This window comes from Methylobacterium sp. 13MFTsu3.1M2, from assembly GCF_900112625.1.
GTDB lineage: Bacteria > Pseudomonadota > Alphaproteobacteria > Rhizobiales > Beijerinckiaceae > Methylobacterium.
Genome location: NZ_FOMM01000014.1, coordinates 21,050 through 45,928, shown reverse-complemented (window position 1 = coordinate 45,928; position 24,879 = coordinate 21,050). Strand labels below are relative to the sequence as shown.

Below are 24,879 nucleotides of genomic sequence, written 5' to 3'. Positions count from 1 at the left end.
ACACCACGCTCGGCGGCGACCCCCGGCCTCAACGGGGGCGCCGCACGGACCGGGGACGCCATACCCGGAAGACGGGAGGAGCCCACGATGCCTCGCTTGCGCTGGCTCATGATCGGCCTCTGCATGGCCGCCAACGCCATCAACTACATCGACCGCGCCAACCTCGCGGTCGCCGCGCCCTCCATGACCAAGGAACTCGGGCTCGACGCCACCGACATGGGCCTGATCCTGTCGGGCTTCTTCTGGACCTACGCGATCATGCAGCTGCCCTTCGGCTACGTGGCCGACCGGGTCGGCGCGCGGCTCTCCCTCGTCGTCGCGGTGGTCTGGTGGTCGGCCTGCACGGCGCTGACCGCGGTCGGACGGGGGTTCCTGTCCCTGCTCGGCCTGCGCATGCTGCTCGGTATCGGCGAGGCCGGGGCCTACCCGTCCTTCGCCAAGGTCGCGGCCTCGTGGTTCCCGCGCAGCGAGCGCAGCTTCGCCAGCAGCATCTTCGACAGCGGCTCCCGGGTGGGCTCGGCCCTGGCGATCCCGCTGGTCTCCTGGGTCATCGCGACGCTGGGCTGGCGGGAATCCTTCGTCATCACCGGCGTGCTGGGCTTCGTCTGGGCGGTGTTCTGGATGTGGCTCTACCGCGAGCCCGAGAACCACCCGAAGGTGTCGCCGGAGGAGCTCGCCCGACTGCGGGCCGCGCAGGAGCGGCCGAAGACCGTCGACGCGGCGGACGCCCGGAACCAGGTGCCGTGGCTGTCGCTGTTCCGCTACCGCACGATCTGGGGCATGATGGCCGGGTTCTTCTGCCTCAACTTCGTGATCTACTTCTTCATCACGTGGTTCCCGACCTACTTGGTCAAGGCGCGGGGCTTCTCCCTTGCGGAGCTCGGCACGCTCGGCAGCCTGCCCGCCCTGGCGTCGATCCCCGCGGGCTGGCTCGGCGGCTTCGCGTCGGACGCGCTCTACCGCCGCGGCTGGAGCCTCACCGCGGCCCGCAAGACCTGCCTCGTCGGCGGCATGCTGATGTCGTCGGTGATCACCCTGTCGATCATCTCCCCGAACATCTACGTGGCGCTGCTGTGCTTCGCGGTCGCCTACGGCAGCCTCGCCTTCACGGCGGCCTCGATCTGGGCGCTACCCGGCGACGTGGCGCCGACCCCGGCCCACGTGGCCTCGATCGGCGGCATCCAGAACTTCGCATCGAACGTCGCCGGGATCGTGACGACGACCTTCACGGGCGTCATGCTGACGGTCACCCAGGGCTCGTTCGTGATCCCCCTGATCGTGGCCGGCGGGTTCTGCCTGCTAGGCGCCTTCATCTACCTGTTCGTGGTCGGCGAGATCGCGCCGCTGCCGGTCCGCGACGCTCGCGCCCCGGCCCTGCGCCCCGAAGCGGCGCGGTGACGGCGCGGTGACGGCGACCGGCGCGACGGCATCCGAGGAGAGACCGATGTCCACGTATCCCGTGATCACCCTCCGCCCCGCCGACGGCGTGGCCGTGGCCCGCGGCGCCATCGAGCCGGGAACGCCGGTCGCCGACGGCGTCGCGGCGGCGGAGCGGATCCCGGCCGGCCACAAGGTCGCGGTCCGAGCCCACCGGAGCGGCGAGCCGGTGACCAAGTACGGGCAGATCATCGGCTTCGCCAAGGCGGACATCGCGGCCGGTCGCCACGTCCACGTCCACAATCTCGGGATGGGCGAGTTCGCCCGGGACTACGCGTTCGGGGTCGATGCGAGGCCGACCCAGCTGGTGACGCCGCCCGCGACCTTCCAGGGCATCCGCCGCCCCGACGGGCGCGTGGCGACGCGCAACTACGTCGGCATCCTCACCTCGGTGAATTGCAGCGCGCACGTCGCCGACCTGATCGCCGACGCGTTCCGGCGGCACCCGATCCTCGGCCTCGACCCGCTCGCCCCCTATCCCAACGTCGACGGTGTCGTGGCGCTGACCCACAAGACCGGCTGCGGCATGGCGATGGGCGAGCCGCTCCGGCTCCTGCGGCGGACGCTCGCGGGCTACGCGCGGCACGTCAACTTCTCCCACATCGTCATGATCGGGCTCGGCTGCGAGGTGAACCAGATCGGCGCCTTCCTGGAGGAGCAGGGGCTCGGCGGCCGGATCCGCAGCATGAACATCCAGAGCCTCGGCGGCACCCGGAAGACCGTCGAGGCCGGGATCGAGTTCGTGACCGGCATCCTGGCCGAGGCGAACGTGGTCCACCGCGAGCCGGTGCCGGCGAGCGAGCTGATCGTCGCCCTGCAGTGCGGCGGCTCGGACGGGTATTCCGGCGTGTCGGCCAACCCAGCGCTGGGGATCGCCAGCGACCTCGTGGTGCGGAACGGCGGCACGGTGATCCTGTCGGAGACCACCGAGACCTACGGCGCCGAGCACCTGTTCACCCGCCGCGCTATCAGCCCGGAGGTCGGCCAGAAGCTCGTCGACCTGATGCACTGGTGGGAGGAGTACACCCGCAAGGAGGGCTCGGAGATCGACGCCAACCCGTCGCCGGGCAACAAGGCCGGCGGCCTGACCACGATCCTGGAGAAGTCCCTCGGCGCCATGGCGAAGGCCGGCAGCACCAACTTGGTCGACGTGCTGCGCTATGCCGACCCCGTCACCGCCAAGGGCTTCGTCTTCATGGACACGCCCGGCTACGACCCGGTCTCGGCGACCGGTCAGGTCGCGGGCGGCGCGAACCTCGTCTGCTTCACCACCGGCCGCGGTAGCGTGTTCGGCTGCAAGCCGTCGCCCTCGATCAAGATCGCCACCAACTCGGCCATGTACCGTCGACTCGAGGAGGACATGGACGTCAATTGCGGCACGATCCTCGACGGCGCGGAGAGCGTGGAGCAGGCCGGCCACCGGATCTTCGACCTCATCCTGCGGGTCGCCGGCGGCGAGCGGACGAAGAGCGAGCAGTTCGATTTCGGCGCGTCGGAATTCGCCCCCTGGCAGATCGGCGCGACGGTGTGAGGGAGCGGCGCGCGCGCTCCGCCGTCATCGCGGGCGCAGCGCGGCGATCCGGGGAGGCGAAACTTCGGTGAGCGTGGCGCAGCCCTGGATTGCTTCGCTGCGCTCGCAGAGACGGCCATTCCGACCGCCGTGCAGGCCTCGTCTCAGAGGTCGGTCCGGACCACGTGCGGGAAGCTCAGGATGAAGTCGGCGCCGAAGGCCGTGACCGGCGTGTGGAAGCCGGGCGCGACGGTGCCGGCGGCGACGCGGCGGGCCGCCTCCAAGGCGGTCCAGACGGTGAGCGTGTAGCCCTCAGGCGTCTCCATCCGGCTCGCCGCGCGGCGGCCGGCGCCGTCCCAGGCCTCCGCCAGGAAGGTGCTGCGGGCCTTCTCGCGCGCGGCGGCCGAAGGGCCCTCCGGCAGCCGGTCGATGCCGCGGTTGATCAGGCGCTGGGCGGTGCCGCCCGCGATGATCCGCCGAATGCCGGCGGGCAGGCCGGCCGCCGCAGCCATGGCGGGGAAGGCCTCGAAGTAGACGTCGATGTTCGGGACACCGGTCGAGTACCACGCGCTCGACACGTCGCCCCAGCCGAGCCCGACGGTCCGGCGCGGTCCCGTTCCGAAATCCGCGGTGGCGCGCGGAGGGCTCGGCAATTCGACGATGCGCCCGTTCCGGCGCACCCGCGTGCCCCAGGCGATGCCCTCCACCATGGTGCGGGCCGTGCCGCGGCTGAAGCCGCCGAACCCGCCGATGGAGATGCGCAGATGCGTCGCGCCGGGAACGCGGCCGGCCACGTGGGCGGCGAGGCAGTCGCTCGGCACCACGTCGAAGCCCGCCGCCGGCAGGAGGACGATGCCGGCCGCCTTCGCCTCGGCATCCTTGGCCGCGAGGGCCTCCAGCACGGCGATCTCGCCGGTGATGTCGACGTAGTGCGCGCCGGCCGCGAGGCAGGCCTCGGCCATCGGCCGCGCCGTCTGCGAGAACGGGCCGGCCGCGTGGATCACCGCCGCCACGCCCGCGAGGGCGGACCGCAGGCCCGCGGCATCGTCGAGCCGCGCGGCCCGCATCTCGAGGTTCAGCCGGGCCGCCAGCGGCCGCAGCTTCTCGGGATCGCGCCCTGCCAGGATCGGGCGCAATCCCTGCCCGACGGCGTGCGCGGCCAGGAGCTGCCCGGTATAGCCGGTGGCGCCGTAGATCAGGATCGCGGTCATCCCGGCGTTCTGACACCGCTTCCGCCGGTGTCAAAGCGCGCGCCGCGTCGCCGTCCCGGATGCTAGGGCTGCGCCGATCCGATCGTCCCGTGGCGGGGATCTGACACCCTCCGTCCCCGCCCGAACAGGAGCCGAGGCACGATGTACGAGCGTAACCTCCCGCCGCGCGCGCGCCGCGCCAGCCGCAGGATCGGCTGCCTTGGCGCCGTCCTCCTGGGCCTGGCCGCGCCCGCCCAGGCCGGTGACGGGCCGGTGGTCCTGAAGGCGCCGTCCGACGCGAGCCCCGGCATCGCCGCCATGCCGCAGATCGCCGCGCCGGCCGATGAGGCCGAGCGTCGGATCAACGCGGCGCTGAAGCGCCTCGACGCGCGGGCCCTCAAGGCCGAGCAGGCGTGCAAGGATCAGGGCGGGAAGAACAGCTCCTGGGAGCGCACCGTCCAGGCCCCGATGCGCGGCCCGCGCTTCCTGAGCTTCGTCATCTTCGACAGCGGGTTCTGCGGCGGCGCGCACCCGAACAGCGGCACGATGTCGATTGTCTACGATCTCACCACCGGCGCCCCGGTCGACTGGACGACCCTGCTGCCCCCCTCGCTGACCGGGAAGCTTGCCCTGGCGGAGGGCCCGGGCGGGACCAAGATGGTGACGCTCGCGTCGAAGAGGCTGCACGCCCTCTACCTCGCGGGCTATCGTCCGAAGACGGGCGATCCGAAGGCGGACGACGCCGACAAGGAGTGCCGCGAGGCCGTTGCCGAAACCTATGACGGACAGCCCCCGGCCATGATGGCGTGGCTCGACGCCAAGGCCGGCGGCCTCGCGGTGCAGTTCGACCTCGCGCACGTCGTCCAGGCCTGTGCCGACCCGGTGGAGATTCCCGTAGCGACGCTGCGTCGGGAGGGTGCGCAGCCGCTCCTGGCCGTCGCGCTGGAATCCGCCCACGCGCAGGCCTCGAAGTGACGCGATCGGCCACAGCGTGTTCGGCCTCGACGCGGGCCCCCGACGGTGTAGCGTGAGTCCGCGACGGCGCGATGCCAGCGCGCCGTGTCCGAGGGGCGGCCCATGTCCGGATCCGGCGTTGTCGACGAGGCGGCCGCGGCGGCGAGCGAGACTTTCGGCGCGTTCGCGGCCGGCCTTGCGGACCTGTCGCCCCTGCGGCGGGCGGTGGTCGCGGCCTGCCGGCGGCCCGAGCGGGACTGCGTGCTCCCGCTCCTCGAAGAAGCGCGCCTACCGCCCGAGGCGGCTCGGCGCGTCGCCGAGGACGCGCGGCGCCTCGTCGAGACCCTGCGGCGCCAGGGCACCCGCGGCGGCGTCGAGGGGCTGATCCACGAGTACGCGCTGTCCAGCCAGGAAGGCGTGGCGCTGATGTGCCTCGCCGAGGCGCTTCTGCGCATCCCCGACGCGGCGACACGGGACGCGCTGATCCGCGACAAGATCGCCGGCGGCGACTGGGCCGCCCATCTGGGGCACAGCCCGTCGCCCTTCGTCAACGCGGCGACCTGGGGCCTGCTCGTGACCGGCAAGCTGGCGGCGACCCGGGACGAAACCGGCCTGTCCGCCGCGCTCACCCGGCTGATCGCCCGCGGCGGCGAGCCCGTGATCCGCACCGGCGTCGATCTCGCCATGCGGATGATGGGCGAACAGTTCGTGGCGGGGCGGACCATCGCCGAGGCCCTGCGGCACGCGGCGCGGCTCGAGGCGAAGGGCTTCACCTACTCGTACGACATGCTCGGCGAGGCCGCCGTGACCGCCGAGGACGCCGAGCGCTACCGGCGCGCCTACGCGGACGCGATCGCGGCGATCGGCGCGGCCTCGGCCGGGCGCGGCGTGCTCCGCGGCCCCGGAATCTCGATCAAGCTCTCGGCGCTCCATCCCCGCTACGCCCGCGCGCAGCGCGACCGGGTCCTGGCCGAGCTCTATCCCCGCGTGCGGGACCTCGCCCGCCTCGCGCGGGAGCACGGCATCGGCCTCAACATCGACGCCGAGGAGGCCGACCGCCTCGACCTGTCGCTCGACATCCTGGAACGTCTCGCCGCCGACCCGGATCTCGGCGGCTGGGACGGGCTCGGCTTCGTAGTCCAGGCCTACGGCAAGCGCTGCCCCTTCGTCATCGACGTGCTGATCGACCTCGCGCGGCGGTGCCGCCGGCGGCTGATGGTGCGCCTCGTGAAGGGCGCCTACTGGGACAGCGAGATCAAGCGGGCGCAGGTCGACGGCCTCGCTGACTTCCCCGTCTTCACCCGGAAGGTCCACACCGACGTCTCGTACCTCGCCTGCGCGCGCCGGCTGCTCGCGGCGCCCGACGCGGTCTTCCCGCAATTCGCCACCCACAACGCGCAGACACTGGCGAGCATCGTCGCGATGGCAGGCCCGGATTTCCGGCTCGGTCAGTACGAATTCCAGTGCCTGCACGGCATGGGCCAGCCACTCTACGAGGCCGTGATGGCCGACGCCGTCCTGCAGCGGCCCTGCCGCATCTACGCGCCGGTGGGCACGCACGAGACCCTGCTCGCCTACCTGGTGCGGCGCCTCCTGGAGAACGGAGCCAACACGTCCTTCGTCAACCGGGTCGCCGACGCGGCCGTGCCGGTGGCGGACCTGATCGCCGACCCGGTCGCCGCCGTCGAGGCTGCGCCGGATCCCGGCGCGCCGCACCCGCGGATCGCGGCCCCCCGGGCGCTCTACGGCCCGGCCCGCGCCAACGCGGCCGGGCTCGACCTCGCCGACGAGGCGGAGCTCGCCCGGCTGTCGGACGGGTTGGCGGCGAGCGGCCGCACCGCGTGGCGGGCGGCACCCTCGGGCGCGGACGACGCGGCGGCCGACGAACCCGTCCACAATCCCGCCGACCGCCGGGACATCGTCGGCTTCTACCGGGCGGCGACGGCCGAGACCGTGGCGGTCGCCGTGGCGCGCGCGCAAGTGGGCGCGGCCGGCTGGGCGGCGACGCCAGCGACGGCGCGCGCCGCCTGCCTGCGGCGGGCCGCCGACGCCCTCGAGGCGCAGATGCCGCCGCTGATCGGGCTCGTCGTGCGGGAGGCGGGCAAGACCAGCGCGAGCGCCGTCGCGGAGATCCGCGAGGCGGTCGACTTCCTCCGCTACGCCGCCGCCGAGGCCGAGCGGACCCTCGGGGAGACGCACGCGCCGCTCGGTCCGGTCGCCTGCATCGCGCCGTGGAATTTCCCGCTGGCGATCTTCGTCGGTCAGGTCGCGGCCGCCCTGGCGGCGGGCAACACGGTCCTGGCGAAACCCGCCGAGGAGACCCCGCTGATCGCGGCCGCTGCCGTCCGCGCGCTGCACGCGGCCGGGATTCCCGTCGAGGCGCTGCACCTCCTGCCGGGCGACGGCCGGGTCGGCGCCGCCCTGGTCGAGGATCCGCGCGTGCAGGGCGTGATGTTCACCGGATCGACGGCGGTGGCCAAGGGCATCCAGCGGGCTCTGGCGGAGCGGCTGAACCGTTTCGGCGAGCCGGTGCCGTTCGTGGCCGAGACCGGCGGCCAGAACGCCCTCGTGGTCGATTCCTCCGCGCTCGCCGAGCAGGTGGTGGCCGATGTCATCGCCTCGGCCTTCGATTCCGCCGGGCAGCGCTGCTCGGCGCTCCGCATCCTGTGCCTGCAGGAGGAGATCGCCGACCGGACGCTGCACATGCTGAAGGGCGCCCTGCGGGAGCTGCGGGTGGGCGACCCGCGGCGCCTGCCCGTCGATGTCGGGCCGGTCATCACCGCCGAGGCCGCCGACCGGGTCGTCGGACACGTGACGCGGATGCGCGCGCGGGGCTTCCCGGTGGAGCAGTTTCCCCTGCCGCCCGAGGCCGGCGCCGGGACCTTCGTGCCGCCGACCCTGATCGAGATCGGGGCCGTCGCCGATGTCGAGCAGGAGGTGTTCGGTCCCGTGCTCCACGTGCTGCGCTACCGCCGCGACGGCCTCGACGCGCTCCTCGCGGCGATCGACGCGACCGGCTACGGGCTCACCTTCGGGCTGCACAGCCGCATCGACGAGACCATCGACCGCGTCCTCGACCGCGTGCGGGCCGGCAACCGCTACGTCAATCGCAACATCATCGGCGCGGTTGTCGGCGTGCAGCCCTTCGGCGGCTCCGGGCTGTCGGGGACGGGCCCGAAGGCCGGCGGCCCGCTGGCCCTCGGCCGCCTGCTGCGACGCGCACCCGCCGCCGCCCGCGACGGGCTGGCCGCCGACGATTCGGCACTGCGTCCCTACACGGCGTGGCTGCGCTCGCGGCACCGGCACGACCTCGCGGACAGGCTCGAATCCGTCCGCTATCCCAGCCGCGCCGCGATCGCGCTGGCCGGTCCCGTCGGTGAGCGCAACCTCTACGCGCTGCATCCCCGTGGGCGCGTCGCGGCCGTCGCGGCCACCGAGACGGCGCTCCTGCTCCAGATCGGCGCGATCCTCGGCACGGGCAACGCGTCCGTCGTCATCGGGCCGGACGGGCGCGATCCGGTCCTGGACGGTCTGCCGGAAGCGTGCGCGGCGCGGGTTGCCCGGGCGCCGGATCTCGGGCGCGCAGGCGCGATCGCCGGAATCCTGTTCGCGGGCGACGCCGACGACCTGCTGGCCCTGAACAGGGCCGTCGCGGCCCGCGACGGCGCGATCCTGCCGATCCAGGCCCGCTGCCCGGAGGCGCTGGCGGCCGGCGACCTCTACGATCCGGCCGGCCTCGTGGAGGAGGTCACCACCACGATCAACACCGCGGCGGCCGGCGGCAATGCCAGCCTGATGAGCGTCGGGTGAGCCCGGAACTGCCCGGTCAGGCCGACCGGCGCAGGTTCCAGAACAGCGGCAGCCCGGTCAGCATGCCTTCGAGGTCCCGCCGGTAGGCGGTCGGCTGGAAATACTGGCCGCAGGGCAGGTAGGCGCCGACCTCCAGCGCCCGCGCCTGGATCCGCGCCGCCAGCGCCTTCTGGGCGTCGAGGTCCGGCGCGTCGAACCATGCGCCGCGCAGCTCCTCCAGGGGCGCGTCGGTCAGCCAGCTCGGCACGCCGGCCCGGCCGTTCCCGCGGGCGGCCAGATGGTAGGCCGGCGAGAGGTGGTCGAGCCCGCCGGAGAAGATGCCGAACATCGACCAGCCACCCTGGTCCAGGGGCTTGGCGTTCAGGATCCGCTGGTTGACCGTCCCCCAGTCGGTGGCGACGACGTCGAGGTTCATCCCGATCTTGCGGCAGGCATCGGCCATCACCTCGCAGATCGCGTTGATCCGCGGCACGTCGGTCCCGGAGAGCAGCACGACGCGCTCGCCCTTGTAGCCCGCCGCCGCCAGCGCCCGCTTCGCGGCGGCGAGGTCGCGGGGGGCGGTCAGCGCCTCCATGCCGGCCGAGGACGCCATCGGCCCGCCGGCCGTGAAGATGCCGACGGGCCCGCGCCGGATCGCCGGGTCGCTGCCGGCGACGGCGTCCATCATCTCGGTCTGGTCGACGGCCGCGAGCAGCGCATGGCTGATCGCGGGATTGTCGAAGGGCGGCAGGGTGTGGTTGAGGCGGATCTGGCCGATCAGCCCGGCGGTCTCCACCAGATCCACCCGCACGGCGGGCTGGCGGTTCAGGTCCGGCACGAGATCGACGAGGGGCTGCTCCCACCAGTCGATCTCGCCCGAGCGCAGGGCGCCGGCCGCGGTCGCGCCGTCGGGGATCGTGCGCCACTCGACGCGGTCGAAATGCGCGATCCGCGGCCCCGCCGTGAAGCTCGGCGTGCCGTCGGGGCGCGGTCGATAGGCCTCGAACCGGCGGTAGACGTTGAGCGAGCCCGGAACACGCTCGTCGGCGGCGAAGCGGAACGGACCGCTGCCGACGATCTCCGGCACCGCCTGCGTCGCGGGCGTCGCGCTCAGGCGCTCCGGCATGATCACCGGGACGTAGGAGGTCGGCTTGGCCAGGGCGTCGGGCAGGAGCGGGAAGGGCCGCTTCAGGCGGAACTGCACCACCGTGTCGGAGGGCGCCGAGAGTTCGTCCACCGTCGCGAACAGGGCCCCGCCGTAGGCATCGCGCTGCGCCCAGCGCTTCAGGCTCGCCACCACGTCGCGGCCGAGGACGGGCGTCCCGTCGTGGAAGCGCAGGCCGTCCCGCAGGGTCAGGCGCCACGTGAGGCCGTCGGACGCGACCTCGTGGGCCGCCACCATCTGCGGCTGAGCGCGGTAGGCGGTGTCGAGGCTGTAGAGCGTGTCGAACACCATCAGCGCGTGGGTGCGCGTGACGTAATTGGTGGTGATGATCGGGTCGAGGAGCGCGAGGTCCGCGTAGGGGACGAACCGCAGGGTCGTCGCGGAGGCCGCCCGGACCAGGGCCGGCCGGGCGAGAGCCCCGGCCATCAGGGCTCCGGCGCCGGTCAGCAGGGTGCGTCGCTTCATGAATCGATCCCGGTCACGGCGGCGTCCGATCTGGCCGCAAGCCGGGTTCGCGTGCAAGTGGTGCGCCACTGCCGCGCTTAGATCGGGATCTCAGAACCCGCCCGGGCCGGTAGCCGGACGGGTCGCCCGTGATCGCGCTGCGCGGGCCCTCAGGCGGCGCGCGACCAGCGGATGTCGCCGAGGCTCTCGCGGAAGGCGAAGCGGGCGAGATGGTCGGCCACGACGTTCTCCAGCCGGGTGAGGTTGACCGGGTCGGAGCTGTCGATGCGCATCACCAGCGCGTCGGGCTCGGCATCGAAGGTGCAGACGCGGTCCTCGCCGAAGGGCACGGTGCCGTGAACGGGGGTCGCCTCGACCTTGAACTTGTGGCTCCAGTGCCGGCAGAGCTGCTGCAGGTAGCGGCTCGCCTCGGTGGTCTGCACGCGGGCCTGGGAGGTGGGCATTCCGTCGGTCTCCAGATGGATGTGAAAACAGCCTGTCGGTGACGGTTCGTCGTTCGATCTCGCACGTGCGAGATAGGGAGGCCTCAGAGCAATTGCCATGCCTGGCGCCGACGGATCCGTCTCCGCCGTCTGTGTTGAGCGTGTGTCCGAAGCGTTAGCAGCGGCTTAACGCGACGGGCCGCCCCGGCGGTTCGCGGCGCGGCGTGGCTGTCCTGCACCCGTCTCCGCGCCGAATTATGGCGCGATGCACAAATTCGCTCAGGCCGGCGGCGGGCCGCGATCGGTCGGGACGAGCACCTTGCCGGGGTTGAGCAGGTCGTCCGGATCGAGCGCGGCCTTCAGGCGCCGCATGAGGTCGAGCCCGACCGGGTCGCCGTAGCGCACGAGTTCCTCGCGCTTGATGAGGCCGACGCCGTGCTCGGCCGCGATGGAGCCGCCCAGGGCGTGCACGAGGTCGTGAACGATCCGGTTGAACTGGCCCCAGGCGGACAGGAACGCCGCGGGCTCCATGCCGGGCGGCTGTGACAGGTTGAAATGGATGTTGCCATCGCCGAAATGGCCGAAGCCGCAGGGCCTCAGGCCCGGCATCTCGGCGAGGCAGGCCGCCCCCGCCCGCTCCAGGAACTCGGGCAGGCGGGAGAGCGGCACCGACACGTCGTGCTTGATCGAGGCGCCCTCGCGGGTTTGCGCTTCGGGAACGCCCTCGCGCAGGCGCCAGAGCGCGGCGTTCTGGGCCCCGCTGGTCGCGATGGTGGCGTCGGCGATCAGCCCGTCCTCCAGGGCCTGCCCGAGGGCCGATTCCAGTTCGGCCCCCGTGTCGGCGTCCGGTCGCGCGGACGCGACCTCGATCAGCGCGTAGGCGCCGTGCGCGCCGTCCAGCGGCCGCACCGTCCCCGGGACGTGGCGCAGCACGATCTCCAGGGCGAAGGGCGGCAGGTACTCGAACGCCGTGAGGTCGCGGTCCATCCGCGTCCGCAGGAAGACGAACAGGTCCAGAGCCGCCTTCGCCGAGTCGAAGCCGACGAAGGCGACGCTCGTCGAGCGCGGCCGCGGGAACAGCTTCAGCACCGCCGCCGTGACGATGCCAAGCGTGCCCTCCGAGCCGATGAAGAGCTGCTTCAGGTCGTAGCCGGCATTGTCCTTGCGCAGGGCCCTGAGCCCGTTCCAGACGCGCCCGTCGGCGAGCACGACCTCGAGCCCGAGGACGAGATCGCGGGCGTTGCCGTAGGCGAGGACCGCGATCCCGCCGGCATTGGTGCTGACGCCGCCGCCGATCCGGGCGGAGCCGCGCGACGCGTAGGAGAGGGGGAACAGCATGCCGGCGGCCTCGGCCGCCTCATGCACCTCCTGCAGGATCATCCCGGCCTCGACCGTGATGGTGGCGTCCACCGGGTCGACCGCGCGCAGGCGGTTCATGCGTTCCAGGGACAGGACGACGCCGCCTTGCGGCACGCCGGCGCCGGTGAGGCCAGTATTGCCGCCGAGCGGCACGACGGCGATCCCGGCCTGCGTGCAGGCGCGGACCGCGAAGGCGACCTCCTCGGTGCTACCCGGCCGAAGCACGGCCAGGGCCGACCCCGTGAACAGGCGGCGGCTCTCCGTCAGGTAGGGCGCGAGGGCGTCGGGATCCGTCAGCACGTGCCGCGCGCCGAGCCCGTCCCGGAGCGCGGTCAGCAGGGTGTCGAGGGCGGCTGTCGGCGTCATCGTGCGGATTCTGTAGGCCGGAGCAGGCCGGACGCAAGCGCCGGTATGGCGCGCGCCGATGCGGACCTTACAACGATGATGTAGGGCCCGGGCGTCGTCGCGCCGGTCCACCCGGACGATCCACCGCAGAGGCAGAGATGCTCTCCGTCATCCAGAACCCGCCCCGCATCGCGCTCCCCATCGTCGGCAGCAGCGACTTCTATCCCGTCCGCCGCGTCTACTGCGTCGGGCGCAACTACGCCGCCCATGCCCGCGAGATGGGCGCGGACCCGGACCGCGAGCCGCCGTTCTTCTTCATGAAGCCCGCCGACGCCCTGCAGATCGTCGGGCCGGAGCCGACGGCCCACGCCTACCCGCCGAAGACCGCCAACTACCATTTCGAGGTGGAGATGGTCGCGGCCCTCGCGAGCGGCGGCAGCGACATCCCGGCCGAGACCGCCCTGGAGCACGTCTACGGCTACGCCATCGGCCTCGACATGACCCGGCGCGACGTCCAGGACGAGGCCAAGAAGATGTCGCGGCCCTGGGACACCGCCAAGGCGGCCGACGGGTCGGGGCCGATCGGCGCGCTCCACCCGGTCTCCGCCATCGGCCACCCGGCCAAGGGCGCCATCACCCTGTCGGTCGACGGCGAGATCCGCCAGAAGGGCGACCTCGGCGACATGATCTGGTCCGTCGCCGAGCAGATCGCCTACCTGTCGGGCTACTTCGCCCTGCAGCCCGGCGACCTGATCTTCACCGGCACGCCCTCCGGCGTCGGCCCGGTCCAGCGCGGCCAGCGCATGGTCGCGGCGATCGACGGTCTCGGCGCCATCACCCTCGACGTCGTCTGAGCCGCGCGGCCGCATGCTCCTCGATCGGCCGCTGCTGCGGCGCTTGTTCCACCTCGGGGCGCTCGCGTCCCGGGGCATGACCCTCGGCGTGCGCGGCGTCGCCCTCGACGGGGCCGGGCGCGTCGCCCTGGTGCGCCACACCTACGTGAGTGGCTGGCACCTCCCCGGCGGCGGCGTCGAGCGCGGCGAGACCGCGCGCGACGCGATCGTGCGGGAGTTCCGCGAGGAGGCGGAAATCGTCGCCGAGGGAGAGCCGCGCCTGCACGGCCTCTATCGGAACGTGGTCGCCGCGCCCCGCGACCACGTCGCCCTGTTCGTCCTGCCGGCCTTCACGGTCCTGCGCCCGAAGGCGCCGGACCGGGAGGTCGCCGAGTGCGCCTTCTTCCCGATGGACGCGCTCCCCGAGGGGACCACGCGCGGGACCCGCGCCCGGCTCCGGGAGATCCGCGACGGCCTCCCGCCGGAGCCGAACTGGTAAATCGTGACGGTTCGCGAAAAGGGCGCTTGCGTCGCCCGGCGGAATGGTGTTTAGAGAGCCGCGCCGGGGGCCGCCGGCACGAAAGTCCGGGCGGCGCGGCACAGTGAGCGGGTGTAGCTCAGGGGTAGAGCACAACCTTGCCAAGGTTGGGGTCGAGGGTTCGAATCCCTTCGCCCGCTCCAGTTTTCCCAACCATACGATCGACTTACAAGGCCGCAGCTCTGCGGCCTTTGTCGTTTCTGGACCTCGGCGAACCGCCGGTCGCGGAAAGGCGAACGGCGTCCGGGTGGACCGAGGCGCGGGATCGCGCCCGGTCAGCCCAGCTCAGGCGTCGTGTTCCCTCGCGAAGGCCCGCAGCGAGACCCGGGCGACCTCCCGCAGCGCCTCCCGGTCGGCGCCCGAGGAGGCCAGCACGCCCATGCCGGAGGCGACGGTGGACAGGAATCGCGCCAGCGCGACCGGGTCGGAATCCGCCGGCAGGTCACCGTCCTGTTGGGCCTGGATGAAGCGCTCGCGGAGCTCCATCTCGCCCTGCGCCCGCCGGGACGCCAGCTCGAACGGGATGTTCTCCGAGCCCGCGCCGCAGGCGAGACCGCCCTGAACGAGGAGGCAGCCGGGCGGGTTCGCCGGATCCGTGTGGCTCTCGGCGATGCTGCTCAGGAAGCGCTCGGCCACGTCGCGCGCGGTCTCGCCCGCCAGGACGAAGCGCATGTGCTCGGAGCGCCGCTGCGCGTACCGGTCGAGGGCGGCCTTGAGCAGCCCCTCCTTGCTGCCGAAGGCCGCGTAGAGACTCGGCGGCTTGATGCCCATCGCCTTCGTGAGCATCGCGAGGCTCGCGCCGTCGTAGCCGTGGCGCCAGAACACCTCCATCGCCTCGTCGAGGGCCTTGTCCGTGTCGAAGGACCGGGGGCGCCCCATCACCATTGCCTGCGGACTCCAACTTTTATATCGAGTGGTAGATAAGTCACTTGACGCCCCGCGTCCATGCCGACATGTGTAGCGACCTATACAGATGTTGGAGTCGCTCGTGGAACCTCAGCGTCATCCCTCGCGCAATCCTCTCCGTGCCCGGCGCCTCGCGGCCGGAAGCCTCGCGGTCGCCCTTCTCGCAGGCGTCTCCTACACCTTCATACCCGGCGCCCTGGTCCGGGGAACCGTGGCCGTCGCCGCGACGCCGCCGACCGAGGTGGCGATGCCGGCCTCGGTCGCGACCGTCGAGCCGCGCGACGTCATCCTCTGGGACGAGTTCTCGGGTCGTCTGGAAGCCGTCGACCGCATCGACGTCCGTGCCCGGGTGGGCGGCGCGATCCTGGCCACGCATTTCGCGGAAGGCGAGGTGGTCAAGGCCGGCGACCTGCTGGTGACCATCGATCCCGCGCCCTACGCGGCCGAGGTCCAGCGGCTGGAAGCCCAGGTCGCGGGCGCCGAGGCGCGGGTCGGCATGACGGCGAGCGACCTCGAGCGCGGGCAGAAGCTGTCGGACCAGCGCATCGTCACGGCGCGCGACCTCGACGTCCGCGCCAATGCGTTCAAGGAGGCCAAGGCGAGCCTCTACGCGGCGAAGGCGGCCCTGGAGGCGGCGCGCCTGAACCTCGGCTACACGCAGGTCCGGGCGGCCGTCGGCGGCCGCGTCGGCCGCCGCGAGATCACGCCGGGCAACCTCGTGGCCACGGGCGCCGGGGCCGCCGTACTGACCACGCTCGTCTCGGTCGATCCGGTCTACGCCAGCTTCGATGCCGACGAGGGCGTGGTCCTGAAGGCGCTGGCCTCGGTCGCCGAGCCGGGCGGCCGGCGCGGCAAGCTCGACCGCATCCCCGTGGAGATGGCGACCGCCGACGGCGCCCGCGCGGCCGGGCATCTCCAGTTCATCGACAACAAGGTCGACGCGCGCAGCGGCACGGTCCGGGTGCGCGCGACCTTCTCCAACGGCGACGGCCGCCTGATCCCGGGCCAGTTCGCCCGGATGCGCCTCGGTCAGGCCGCGCCGGAACGCCTCGTCCTCGTCGACGAGCGGGCCGTCGGCACCGATCAGGACAAGAAGTTCGTGCTCCTCGTGGGGTCGGACAACCGGGCCGAGTTCCGCGCCGTCACCCTCGGCCGGGCCGTCGACGGCCTCCGCGTGGTCACCTCCGGCCTGACGGGCGGCGAGCGCATCGTGGTCAACGGCCTGCAGCGCGTCCGTCCCGGCACGCTCCTGCGCCCCGAACCCGTGGCGATGGGTGCGCGCCCGCAGGATGCCGCGTCCGGAGCGCGCAGACTCGCCCAGCGCTGACGGCCGGCGCCCGGGCGCCGCTCCCCTTCCCCCGACCCAGATCCCCGACGCGATGGTGACGGCGGCCGCGCGCGGCCGCCCGGACGCCCCTGCCTCACGCCCTCGGAGGGCGGCATGAATCTCTCCAAGTTCTTCATCGACCGCCCGATCTTCGCGGGCGTGCTCTCGATGCTCATCTTCATCGGCGGCCTGCTGTCGCTCTTCGCGATGCCGATCTCCGAGTACCCGGACGTGGTGCCCCCCTCCGTCGTCGTCCGCGCGACCTTCCCGGGCGCCAACCCCAAGGTCATCGTCGAGACCGTGGCGACGCCGATCGAGGAGCAGATCAACGGCGTCGAGGGCATGCTCTACATGTCGAGCCAGGCCACGACGGACGGCATCATGACGCTGACCGTCACCTTCCGGCTGGGCACCGACCCTGACAAGGCGCAGCAGCTCGTCCAGAATCGGGTCTCGCAGGCCGAGCCGCGGCTGCCGGCGGTGGTGCGCCAGCTCGGCATCGTCACGGTGAAGAGCTCCCCCGACCTCACCATGGTCGTGCATCTCGTCTCGCCCAACGGGCGCTACGACATGACCTACCTGCGCAACTACGCGGTGCTGAACATCAAGGACCGCCTGGCGCGACTCGACGGCGTCGGCCAGGTCCAGCTCTTCGGTTCCGGCGACTACGCGATGCGGATCTGGCTCGACCCGCAGAAGGTGGCCGAGCATGGCCTGTCCGCGGGCGACGTCGTGCGGGAGATCCAGGCCCAGAACGTCGAGGCCGCGGCCGGCGTGATCGGTGCGTCGCCGGCCGTTCCGGGCCTCGACCTGCAGCTCTCGCTCAACGCCGAGGGGCGCCTGAGCAGCGAGGAGCAGTTCGGCGACATCGTGGTCAAGACCGGCGCCGACGGCGCGATCACGCGCCTGCGCGACGTCGCGCGCATCGAGCTCGGCGCTTCCGACTACGCCCTGCGCTCGCTCCTCGACAACAAGTCGGCGGTGGCGATCCCGATCTCGCAGTCGCCGGGCTCGAACGCGATCCAGATCTCCGACGAGGTCCGCCGCACCATGGCGGAGATCAAGCGGACCATGCCGGAGGGCGTCGACTACCAGATCGTCTACGACCCGACGCAGTTCGTGCGCGCCTCCATCGAGGCCGTGATCCACACGCTGCTGGAGGCCATCGCCCTCGTCGTGCTCGTGGTGATCCTGTTCCTGCAGACGTGGCGGGCCTCGATCATCCCGCTGCTCGCCGTGCCGGTCTCCATCGTCGGCACTTTCGCGGTGATGCACGTCTTCGGATTCTCGATCAACGCGCTGAGCCTGTTCGGCCTCGTGCTGGCCATCGGCATCGTCGTCGACGACGCGATCGTGGTCGTCGAGAACGTCGAGCGCAACATCGAGAGCGGCCTGTCCCCGCGGGACGCCAGCTACCAGGCCATGCGCGAGGTCTCGGGCCCGATCATCGCCATCGCCCTCGTGCTGGTCGCGGTCTTCGTGCCCCTGGCCTTCATCAGCGGCCTGACGGGCCAGTTCTACAAGCAGTTCGCCCTCACCATCGCGATCTCGACGGTGATCTCGGCGATCAACTCGCTGACCCTCTCGCCGGCCCTCTCGGCGCTGCTGCTGAAGGATCACCACGCGCCGAAGGATCGTCTCACCCGCATCCTCGACCGGCTGCTCGGCTGGTTCTTCCGCCGCTTCAACCGCGCCTTCGGGCGGGCCTCGAACGGCTATGGCCGCGGCGTCGGCTTCGCGGTGTCGCGCAAGGCCGCGATGATGACCCTCTACGTCCTGCTCGTCGGGCTGACCGTCGGCCTGTTCCGCCAGATCCCGGGCGGCTTCGTGCCGGGCCAGGACAAGCAGTACCTCGTGGGCTTCGCGCAGCTGCCCGACGGCGCGACCCTCGACCGGACGGAGGAGGTCATCCGCCGCATGAGCGAGATCGCCCTCAGGGAGCCCGGCGTCGAGAGCGCCGTCGCCTTCCCGGGCCTCTCGATCAACGGCTTCACCAACAGCTCCAACTCGGGGATCGTGTTCTCGACGCTCAAGCCGTTCGACGAGCGGAGGGATCCGTCCCTCAACGGGGCGGCGATCGCGCAGTCGCTGAACAGGAAGTACGCCGCGATCCCGGAGGCCTTCATCGCGATGTTCCCGCCGCCGCCGGTGAACGGACTGGGGACGATCGGCGGCTTCAAGCTGCAGATCGAGGATCGCGCCGGCCTCGGCTACGAGGCGCTGAACGACGCCACGAAGGCGTTCATGGCGAAGGCCGCCCAGGCGCCGGAACTCGTCGGGCTGTTCTCGAGCTTCCAGATGAACGTGCCGCAGCTCTTCGCGGACATCGACCGGACGAAGGCCCGTCAGCTCAACATCCCGGTGACGGACGTCTTCGACACGCTGCAGATCTATCTCGGCTCGCTCTACGTCAACGACTTCAACAAGTTCGGCCGCACCTACTCGGTGCGCGTCCAGGCCGACGCCCCGTTCCGGGCGCGGTCGGACGATGTCGGTCTGCTGAAGGTCCGGGCCGGTTCCGGCGAGATGGTCCCACTCTCCGCTCTGCTGCGCGTCCGCCAGACCGCCGGACCGGAGCGGGCCATGCGCTACAACGGCTTCCTGTCGGCCGACATCAACGCCGGCGCGGCGCCCGGCTACTCGTCGGGGCAGGCCCAGGCGGCGGCGGCGCGGATCGCGGCGGAGACGCTGCCGCGGGGCTTCGCCTTCGAGTGGACGGACCTGACGTACCAAGAGTTCATCGCGGGCAATTCCGGGATCTGGGTCTTTCCCCTCGCGCTGCTCCTGGTCTTCCTCGTGCTCGCCGCGCAGTACGAGAGCCTCGCCCTGCCGCTGGCGATCCTGCTGATCGTGCCGATGGGGCTGCTCGCCGCGATGTTCGGCGTGTGGCTGTCGGCCGGCGACAACAACGTCTTCACGCAGATCGGCCTGATCGTGCTCGTCGGGCTCTCGGCCAAGAACGCCATCCTGATCGTCGAATTCGCCCGTGAGCTCGAATTCGCCGGTCGGACCCCGCTCCAGGCGGCGATCGAGGCGAGCCGCCTCAGGCTGCGGCCGATCCTGATGACGTCGATGGCCTTCATCATGGGCGTGCTGCCGCTGGTGACAGCGACCGGCGCCGGATCGGAGATGCGCCGCGCGATGGGCGTCGCGGTGTTCTCGGGCATGATCGGCGTGACCGCCTTCGGCCTGTTCCTGACCCCGGTCTTCTACGTGCTGCTGCGTCGCCTGAGCGGCAACAGGCCCCTGAAGCATCACGGCGCCGCAGCGCCGGTCCCGGCGCCAGTAGCTGTGCCGGGCTCCGCCCCGGCCGATCACGGGATCCCGTCAGCCGCGCCGCTGCCACAGGCCTGACAGGGCGCGCCACGCCGGCGCCAGCACGACGTTCGTCAGCGGGATCAGCGCCCCGCCGACGACCAGCCCGATGAGGCCCGACACGGTCGCGGTGACGAGCCACTCGACGAGGCCCGCGGCGAACGGCACGCGCGCCGCCGCGGCCTCCGCCATCGCGTGGGCGGCGTGCGCCGGGGCCGAGAACCCGTAGGTCTCCAGACCGTGCATCAGGATCCCGCCGCCGACCCAGATCATCGCCGCCGTCCCGATGACGGCCAGGATCTTGAGCAGGATCGGCATGCCCTTGACGACGCCGCGGCCGAGCCCGCGGATCAGGCTTCCGAGCGGCGGGCCCGCGGTGCTGCGGGCGAGGGCCAGACCGGCATCGTCGGCCTTCACGATCAGCGCGACCACGCCGTAGACGCCCGCGGTGATGCCGACCGCGACGATGGCCAGCACCGCCGCCCGCATCCAGAAGCTGCCCTCCGGCAGCGCCGCCAGCGTGATGGCCATGATCTCGGCCGACAGGATGAAGTCCGTCTTGATGGCGCTCGCCACGCGCCGGTCTTCCCGGGCCTGATCGCCGCCGGCTCCACCCTCCTGGTCCGCCTCGTCGCCGTGGCCGTGATGGGCGAACACGGCTTCGTAGACCTTCTCGGCGCCCTCGAAGCACAGGTACGCGCCGCCCAGCATGAGGAGTGGCGTGATCGCCCAGGGGGCGAAGGCGCTCAGCGCCAGGGCACCCGGCAGCAGGAAAAGGATCTTGTTGCGCAGCGATCCGAGGGCGATCCTGCCGACGATCGGCAATTCGCGCTCCGCGGCGAAGCCGACGACGTAGCGCGGCGTCACGGCCGCGTCGTCGATGACGACGCCGGCGGCCTTGGTGCCGGCGCGCGCCGCCTGGCCGGCCACGTCGTCGAGCGAGGCCGCCGCGGCCCTCACCATGAAGGCGACATCGTCCAACAGGGCGATCAATCCGACGCTCACCCGTCCCCCCTCGTCCCTGACCGGTCCGCCAGACAGACGATCCGCGGCAGGATTTGATCCCTGACCGGCGAAAAATCGGCGGACCCGGCCGTCGCCCGGGACTGGCTGCCCCCGCTCGCTCGCGCCTAGCGCAGCGCCAGGGCGTCGAGCCATCCGTGCGCGGCGGCGTAGCGGATGATCTCCGCGCGCGTGCGCAGGCCCAGCTTCTCGGCGGCCCGCGCCTTGTAGGTCTCGATGGACTTCACGCTGAGATCGAAGCGCCGCGCGATCTCCTTGTTGCTGAAGCCCTGCGCGATCAGCCGGAGCACGTCGGTCTCGCGCGGGCTCAGCGCCTCGGCCGACGGCTCGGACTCCGCGCCCTGCGTCGGGGCCCCCGGATGCGCCATGGCGTGGCTCGCCACCGAGGGGTCGAGGTAGATCCCGCCCGCCGCGACGGCGCGGACCGCGCGGAGCAGGTCCTCCGCGGCCGAGCGCTTGAGGAGGTAGCCCCGGGCGCCCGCCTTGAGCAGCGGCTGAACGTAGGCCGCGTCCTCGTGAACCGTCAGCACCAGCACCCGCGTCCGCGGGCACGACCCGGCGACGCGCTCGGTCAGCTCCAGGCCGTTGAGGCCCGGCATCGAGACGTCGACGACGGCGACGTCCGGGTCGGCGGCGTGGATCATCGGCAGCGCCTCGCTGCCGCTGGTGGCCTCGCCGACCAGCTCGATCTCCGGGTCGGCGTTCAGGAGCGTCCGGATCCCCGCGAGGACGATGGGATGGTCGTCGGCCAGGGCGACGCGGATGCGGTCCGTCATGCGCTTCTCCTCAGGTCTCGGGATGTTCCGGAATCGGGATGGTGACGAACAGCGTCGTACCGATGCCCGGGGACGATTCCAGCGTGAGAGTCCCGCTCAGGAGCGACAGCCGCTCGCGGATGCCCGACAGGCCGAGCCGCAGCTTGGCCGGCGCCTCGCCGCCGGCGCGCTCACGCTGCTCGTCGGCGTTGAAGCCGGCGCCGTCGTCCTCGATGACGACCCGCATCTCGCCCGCGCGCTTCTCCACCGAGACGCTGACGCTCGCGGCCCGGGCGTGCTTGAGAACGTTGGTCAGGGCCTCCTGCACGATCCGGTAGACGGCCGTCTCGATCGCGGCCGGCAGCCGGGTCGCCTCGCTCAGGAACTCCAGGTCGGCGCGGATCCCGTGCCGCTGGCTCCAGTCGCGCAGCAGGGTGGCCAGGGCCTCGCGCAGCCCGAGATCGTCGAGGGCGGTCGGCCGGAGGTCGACGGCGGCCCGGTGGATGTCGCGGCCGATCTCCCCGGCGAGCGATTGCAGCCACTCCACCTGCCGGCCGGCCTCGGCCGTCGCGCCGCGTGCCAGGAGCCGCTCCATGCTCTTGAGGCCCAGCGACAGACCCGTCACCGTCTGGCCGACCTGGTCGTGGAGTTCGCGGGCGATCCGGCGCTGCTCGTTCTCCTGAGCCTCGCCGAGGCGGCGCAGCAGCGCGAAGCGCTCGGCCTCCGCGCGCTTGCGCGGCTCGATGTCCGACACCACGCCGTAGATCAGTCCGGCCGGGGTATGCTCGTGGAGCTGCGGCACGCGGCCGGCGACCCGGACCCAGCGCGGCTCCCGACCCTCCTGGATCACGCGGAACTCGACGTCGAGCGGCGTGCCCTCGGCGAGGCTCCGGCGCAGGGCCTCGCTCAGGCGCCCGCGATCCTCGGGATCGACCGCCTGCAGGACCGTGTCGGCGTCCACGGCGCTGTCGCGCCCTTCGGCGGCGGCCGTCCAACCGAGGAGATCGGCCGCGCGGGGCGAGCCGGTGACCCGGTGCGCGACGGTGTCCCAGCGCAGCGTGCCGAGTTCCGCGGCCTCGGCGGCGACGGCGCCCTGTTCCTCGCTGGAGCGGAGCGCGAGGGAGAACCGGGCCTGCTCGCCCGCCCGGCGCTGCGCCATGTCGCGGCCGACGAGACCGACCAGCGCCAGGGCGAGCCCGATGCTGACGAAGCTGCCGCCACCCAGGACGGCGTAGGACCGCGAGACCGGCGCGTTGAGCGTCGCGACCGGCATCCCGAAATGCACCGACCAGCCGCCCGTATGCTGCAGGGTCCGGTAGACCACCTCGACATCGGCGCCTTCCAGCGTCGGTCCGGTGTAGAAGCCGTTCGGGGCGTTCCGGATCGCCGCCTGGAGCGCCGGGTTCGCCGGGTGGCCGAGCTCCTCCACCTCGGCCCGGGTCCGGGCGATCGTGTTGCCCTCCGCGTCCACGATGGTGCCGACCCAGCCCTCGGGGGCGCCGGCGTCGCGCAGGATCGAGCTCACCGCGTTCGTGGCGAGCCGGATCGAGAGGACGTAGCGCAGCGTGCCGTCCCGGATGACCGGCACGCGCAGCGCGACGAGGCGCTTGCCCGAGATCGAGCCGGCCGGGCCGATGCCGCCGATCACCGGCTGCCGCGTGCGCACCACCGCGTCGAAGCTCGTCCGGTCCGAGGTCGGTCCGAGTTCCTCCTCGAGGGACCGGAGAAGATTCACGATCTGGGCGCCGTCCGGTCGCGCGAGTTCCACCGTCTCCCAGAGCGGGTGCGCCTGCCGGAGGCGCACGGCCTCGGCGTAGAAGGCCGCGAGGTCGGGCCTGTCGAGGGTCGCGGAGGCGGCCTCGGCCTCGAGGACGGCGATCTGGGCGGCGATGTCCGAGGCGACGCGCTCGGCCACCCGGGTCGCGCTGGCGACGGCGGCGCTCCGGGCGAGGTCGCGCTGCTGCTGCGCCATCAGCGTCGCGACCCAGCCGCTGAGCAGCAGGACCGGGATCGCGGCCGCGAGGGCGAGGGCGACGAAGGTGCGGCGGCTGCCGCGGCTCAGCTGGAGCTCGGGCCTCCGGATCCCGGTGTCGCGGGCGCGAACATTCATGCGGCCGTGCGCGGACACGCTGCGCGTCGGTCCGGACCCGGCGCCCATCGCTCGGACGGCCCGACGCCCCTGTCTCGCCGTCCCGCGCGCACCCTCGCCCGCCTCCCGTATCCCCGCATCGGCCCGTAAGCTCACAGCTCTCCTACGGGAAAGTCGGGCCGCCGTCAGGCCGGAGAGGCGGGGTCGGACGCGGCACCGGCGTCGGAAAGGGCCGATCCGGGCAGCATCCGGGCGGGGTGCGGCATCCGCGTCGCGACCGCCCATGAGGAGCCGTCGTAGCCCTCGTACCAGGCCCGACGCTCGCGCGACTCGCCGGGATAGGGGCAGGCGTCGCGGGGCCGACCGACGGCGCGCGCGCGGGCGCCCTGTTTGACGATGTCCATGAGCATGGGCGCTGATCTCTCCGGCCGCTCGGGAGCCTGTCCCGCCGGGTCAGAAGCGCCGAGTTCGAACGGCCAAGCAAGCTGTTTCGAGCCGGGATACCGCTCACACCGACGCCTGTCGGGAATATCCCGACAGGCCGTGCGTGCGATGATCGATTGACCATTGCACGAAAGCGGCACCGGGTCTTTCGGAGATCGCCCCGATCCGTCCGAATGATGCGCGGAGAGACACGAGATCCTCGCGTCGTCGGACGCGAGGATCACGCGTGCCCCGCCGGCGTGGGCGTGGCGTGGGACGCCGACCGGGAGGCCGTGACGGCCCGGCCTCCCGGTCCGGATGCGCCGCCTAGTAGGCGCAGCCGTAGCCGATCGGCGCGTAGCCGTACCCGTAGGGCCGCCCGTAGGCCGCGCCGTAGAGATTGGGCCGTGCAGCGGCCGCGAGGCCCAGGCCGGCGCCGGTCGCGAAGCCGACCCCGCGATAGCCGCCCCAGCCACCCGAGCGATACGCGTGGGGCCGGAAGCCGTAGCCGGCGGGGCGGAAGTGGACGCCGCGATATCCGCGGTAGCCCCGGTGCCGCCGGTAGTGCCGGTGCAGACGGTGATGGCGGTACCGATGGAGGCCGTGGCGCCGCCCCCTCCAGACGCCGTGACCCAGATGGTGGGGCCCATGATGGAAGCCGCGGCCGTGGGGCCGCGCCTCGCTCGACGGGGCGAACAGGACGAGGCTCGACAGCGCCGTGAGGGCGATCGCGAGACGTTTCATGGGCTGAGCTCCAGAGACGGTGAAGGACGTCCGCACGGATCGGACCCGATGCCGGATCCGACCGCGCGGCGCGGTCTGTCGGGACGGCGATGCCGGCCGCCATCGCGGGCCACCGCGCATTCCCCGGGACGCGCGGACGGCGGGAGACCGCCGGTCGCTGTCCCGCAGGCTCATCTGTGTTGCCTGGCGCCGATCCGCAGTCGGAGAGATCGGCAATCGTGTCAGGGTCGGCCCGACATGCCCGGGCGACCGGCCTGGATTAGCTTGGCCGTGGACATTCGCGCGCGCTG

The 24,879-nt window shown here is 72.4% G+C and carries 18 protein-coding genes and 1 tRNA gene; 9 read left to right on the top strand and 10 right to left on the bottom strand.

Features of this window, described 5'->3' with window-relative positions; all coding sequences use genetic code 11:
* Nucleotides 1-87 precede the first annotated feature (87 nt).
* Both BM314_RS15065 and BM314_RS15060 read left to right on the top strand, forming a co-directional pair.
* A complete protein-coding gene (locus tag BM314_RS15065) occupies nucleotides 88-1,398 on the top strand; it encodes an MFS transporter (RefSeq protein ID WP_091978745.1) in 1,311 nt (436 codons plus the stop codon).
* A gap of 46 nt (nucleotides 1,399-1,444) precedes the next feature.
* Nucleotides 1,445-2,968, top strand: coding sequence for a UxaA family hydrolase (locus BM314_RS15060; protein WP_091978743.1), 1,524 nt, complete (start codon nucleotides 1,445-1,447; stop codon nucleotides 2,966-2,968).
* Nucleotides 2,969-3,111: 143 nt separating this feature from the next.
* On the opposite strand, the gene BM314_RS15055 is transcribed toward BM314_RS15060, so the two are convergent.
* Nucleotides 3,112-4,158, bottom strand: coding sequence for a saccharopine dehydrogenase family protein (locus BM314_RS15055; RefSeq protein ID WP_091978741.1), 1,047 nt, complete (start codon nucleotides 4,156-4,158; stop codon nucleotides 3,112-3,114).
* A 141-nt stretch (nucleotides 4,159-4,299) separates the two neighbouring features.
* Between BM314_RS15055 and BM314_RS15050 the strand changes: the two genes are divergently transcribed.
* Together BM314_RS15050 and putA are read left to right on the top strand one after the other, a co-directional pair.
* Nucleotides 4,300-5,112: a polysaccharide deacetylase family protein gene (locus BM314_RS15050; RefSeq protein WP_091978738.1), complete on the top strand. Its 813-nt coding sequence runs from the start codon at nucleotides 4,300-4,302 to the stop codon at nucleotides 5,110-5,112.
* Nucleotides 5,113-5,214: 102 nt separating this feature from the next.
* A complete protein-coding gene (gene putA, locus BM314_RS15045; protein ID WP_091978736.1) occupies nucleotides 5,215-8,901 on the top strand; it encodes a trifunctional transcriptional regulator/proline dehydrogenase/L-glutamate gamma-semialdehyde dehydrogenase in 3,687 nt (1,228 codons plus the stop codon).
* A gap of 16 nt (nucleotides 8,902-8,917) precedes the next feature.
* On the opposite strand, the gene BM314_RS15040 is transcribed toward putA, so the two are convergent.
* The 3 genes from BM314_RS15040 to BM314_RS15030 all read right to left on the bottom strand — a co-directional run bounded on the left by BM314_RS15040 (nucleotide 8,918) and on the right by BM314_RS15030 (nucleotide 12,657).
* Nucleotides 8,918-10,510, bottom strand: a complete 1,593-nt coding sequence (locus BM314_RS15040; protein ID WP_091978734.1) for an ABC transporter substrate-binding protein — start codon at nucleotides 10,508-10,510, stop codon at nucleotides 8,918-8,920.
* A gap of 149 nt (nucleotides 10,511-10,659) precedes the next feature.
* Nucleotides 10,660-10,953 carry a DUF2218 domain-containing protein gene (locus tag BM314_RS15035; protein WP_012320003.1) on the bottom strand — a complete coding sequence of 98 codons (294 nt, stop codon included), beginning with the start codon at nucleotides 10,951-10,953 and terminating at the stop codon, nucleotides 10,660-10,662.
* A 258-nt stretch (nucleotides 10,954-11,211) separates the two neighbouring features.
* Nucleotides 11,212-12,657, bottom strand: coding sequence for an FAD-binding oxidoreductase (locus BM314_RS15030; RefSeq protein ID WP_091978732.1), 1,446 nt, complete (start codon nucleotides 12,655-12,657; stop codon nucleotides 11,212-11,214).
* Between the two features lie 137 nt (nucleotides 12,658-12,794).
* Here BM314_RS15030 and BM314_RS15025 point away from each other — a divergent pair, with 137 nt between their 5' ends.
* The 3 genes from BM314_RS15025 to BM314_RS15015 all read left to right on the top strand — a co-directional run bounded on the left by BM314_RS15025 (nucleotide 12,795) and on the right by BM314_RS15015 (nucleotide 14,150).
* A complete protein-coding gene (locus BM314_RS15025) occupies nucleotides 12,795-13,490 on the top strand; it encodes a fumarylacetoacetate hydrolase family protein (RefSeq protein WP_091680704.1) in 696 nt (231 codons plus the stop codon).
* A gap of 13 nt (nucleotides 13,491-13,503) precedes the next feature.
* Nucleotides 13,504-13,968, top strand: coding sequence for an NUDIX domain-containing protein (locus BM314_RS15020; RefSeq protein ID WP_042670671.1), 465 nt, complete (start codon nucleotides 13,504-13,506; stop codon nucleotides 13,966-13,968).
* A gap of 107 nt (nucleotides 13,969-14,075) precedes the next feature.
* Nucleotides 14,076-14,150, top strand: a tRNA-Gly gene (locus BM314_RS15015).
* A gap of 142 nt (nucleotides 14,151-14,292) precedes the next feature.
* On the opposite strand, the gene BM314_RS15010 is transcribed toward BM314_RS15015, so the two are convergent.
* Nucleotides 14,293-14,892, bottom strand: a complete 600-nt coding sequence (locus tag BM314_RS15010) for a TetR/AcrR family transcriptional regulator (protein ID WP_091978730.1) — start codon at nucleotides 14,890-14,892, stop codon at nucleotides 14,293-14,295.
* Between the two features lie 103 nt (nucleotides 14,893-14,995).
* On the opposite strand from BM314_RS15010, the gene BM314_RS15005 reads away from it, so the two are divergent.
* Both BM314_RS15005 and BM314_RS15000 read left to right on the top strand, forming a co-directional pair.
* The gene (locus BM314_RS15005) at nucleotides 14,996-16,240 is read left to right on the top strand and encodes an efflux RND transporter periplasmic adaptor subunit (protein ID WP_091978890.1); all 1,245 of its coding nucleotides are present in this window, start codon (nucleotides 14,996-14,998) and stop codon (nucleotides 16,238-16,240) included.
* 114 nt (nucleotides 16,241-16,354) lie between these two features.
* A complete protein-coding gene (locus tag BM314_RS15000) occupies nucleotides 16,355-19,594 on the top strand; it encodes an efflux RND transporter permease subunit (protein WP_091978728.1) in 3,240 nt (1,079 codons plus the stop codon).
* Here the strand turns inward: BM314_RS15000 and BM314_RS14995 are convergent.
* From BM314_RS14995 to BM314_RS14975, 5 genes are all read right to left on the bottom strand, one after another.
* Nucleotides 19,568-20,560 carry a DUF808 domain-containing protein gene (locus BM314_RS14995; protein WP_026605162.1) on the bottom strand — a complete coding sequence of 331 codons (993 nt, stop codon included), beginning with the start codon at nucleotides 20,558-20,560 and terminating at the stop codon, nucleotides 19,568-19,570. The two genes, BM314_RS15000 and BM314_RS14995, sit on opposite strands and share 27 nt — an antisense overlap.
* A 125-nt stretch (nucleotides 20,561-20,685) precedes the next feature.
* Nucleotides 20,686-21,354 carry a response regulator transcription factor gene (locus tag BM314_RS14990; RefSeq protein ID WP_091926902.1) on the bottom strand — a complete coding sequence of 223 codons (669 nt, stop codon included), beginning with the start codon at nucleotides 21,352-21,354 and terminating at the stop codon, nucleotides 20,686-20,688.
* Between the two features lie 10 nt (nucleotides 21,355-21,364).
* A complete protein-coding gene (locus BM314_RS14985) occupies nucleotides 21,365-23,443 on the bottom strand; it encodes an ATP-binding protein (protein WP_091978888.1) in 2,079 nt (692 codons plus the stop codon).
* A 164-nt stretch (nucleotides 23,444-23,607) separates the two neighbouring features.
* Nucleotides 23,608-23,832, bottom strand: coding sequence for a ribosome modulation factor (locus BM314_RS14980; RefSeq protein ID WP_020094563.1), 225 nt, complete (start codon nucleotides 23,830-23,832; stop codon nucleotides 23,608-23,610).
* Between the two features lie 340 nt (nucleotides 23,833-24,172).
* Nucleotides 24,173-24,589 carry a hypothetical protein gene (locus BM314_RS14975; protein ID WP_091978726.1) on the bottom strand — a complete coding sequence of 139 codons (417 nt, stop codon included), beginning with the start codon at nucleotides 24,587-24,589 and terminating at the stop codon, nucleotides 24,173-24,175.
* Nucleotides 24,590-24,879: the final 290 nt, after the last annotated feature.

Bases quoted from the DNA above. Each gene is read 5' to 3' on its own strand.
- BM314_RS15065 (WP_091978745.1), top strand. From the start codon at position 88: ATGCCTCGCTTGCGCTGGCTCATGATCGGCCTCTGCATGGCCGCCAAC.
- BM314_RS15060 (WP_091978743.1), top strand. From the start codon at position 1,445: ATGTCCACGTATCCCGTGATCACCCTCCGCCCCGCCGACGGCGTGGCC.
- BM314_RS15055 (WP_091978741.1), bottom strand. From the start codon at position 4,158: ATGACCGCGATCCTGATCTACGGCGCCACCGGCTATACCGGGCAGCTC.
- BM314_RS15050 (WP_091978738.1), top strand. From the start codon at position 4,300: ATGTACGAGCGTAACCTCCCGCCGCGCGCGCGCCGCGCCAGCCGCAGG.
- putA (WP_091978736.1), top strand. From the start codon at position 5,215: ATGTCCGGATCCGGCGTTGTCGACGAGGCGGCCGCGGCGGCGAGCGAG.
- BM314_RS15040 (WP_091978734.1), bottom strand. From the start codon at position 10,510: ATGAAGCGACGCACCCTGCTGACCGGCGCCGGAGCCCTGATGGCCGGG.
- BM314_RS15035 (WP_012320003.1), bottom strand. From the start codon at position 10,953: ATGCCCACCTCCCAGGCCCGCGTGCAGACCACCGAGGCGAGCCGCTAC.
- BM314_RS15030 (WP_091978732.1), bottom strand. From the start codon at position 12,657: ATGACGCCGACAGCCGCCCTCGACACCCTGCTGACCGCGCTCCGGGAC.
- BM314_RS15025 (WP_091680704.1), top strand. From the start codon at position 12,795: ATGCTCTCCGTCATCCAGAACCCGCCCCGCATCGCGCTCCCCATCGTC.
- BM314_RS15020 (WP_042670671.1), top strand. From the start codon at position 13,504: ATGCTCCTCGATCGGCCGCTGCTGCGGCGCTTGTTCCACCTCGGGGCG.
- BM314_RS15010 (WP_091978730.1), bottom strand. From the start codon at position 14,892: ATGGTGATGGGGCGCCCCCGGTCCTTCGACACGGACAAGGCCCTCGAC.
- BM314_RS15000 (WP_091978728.1), top strand. From the start codon at position 16,355: ATGAATCTCTCCAAGTTCTTCATCGACCGCCCGATCTTCGCGGGCGTG.
- BM314_RS14990 (WP_091926902.1), bottom strand. From the start codon at position 21,354: ATGACGGACCGCATCCGCGTCGCCCTGGCCGACGACCATCCCATCGTC.
- BM314_RS14985 (WP_091978888.1), bottom strand. From the start codon at position 23,443: ATGAATGTTCGCGCCCGCGACACCGGGATCCGGAGGCCCGAGCTCCAG.
- BM314_RS14980 (WP_020094563.1), bottom strand. From the start codon at position 23,832: ATGCTCATGGACATCGTCAAACAGGGCGCCCGCGCGCGCGCCGTCGGT.
- BM314_RS14975 (WP_091978726.1), bottom strand. From the start codon at position 24,589: ATGAAACGTCTCGCGATCGCCCTCACGGCGCTGTCGAGCCTCGTCCTG.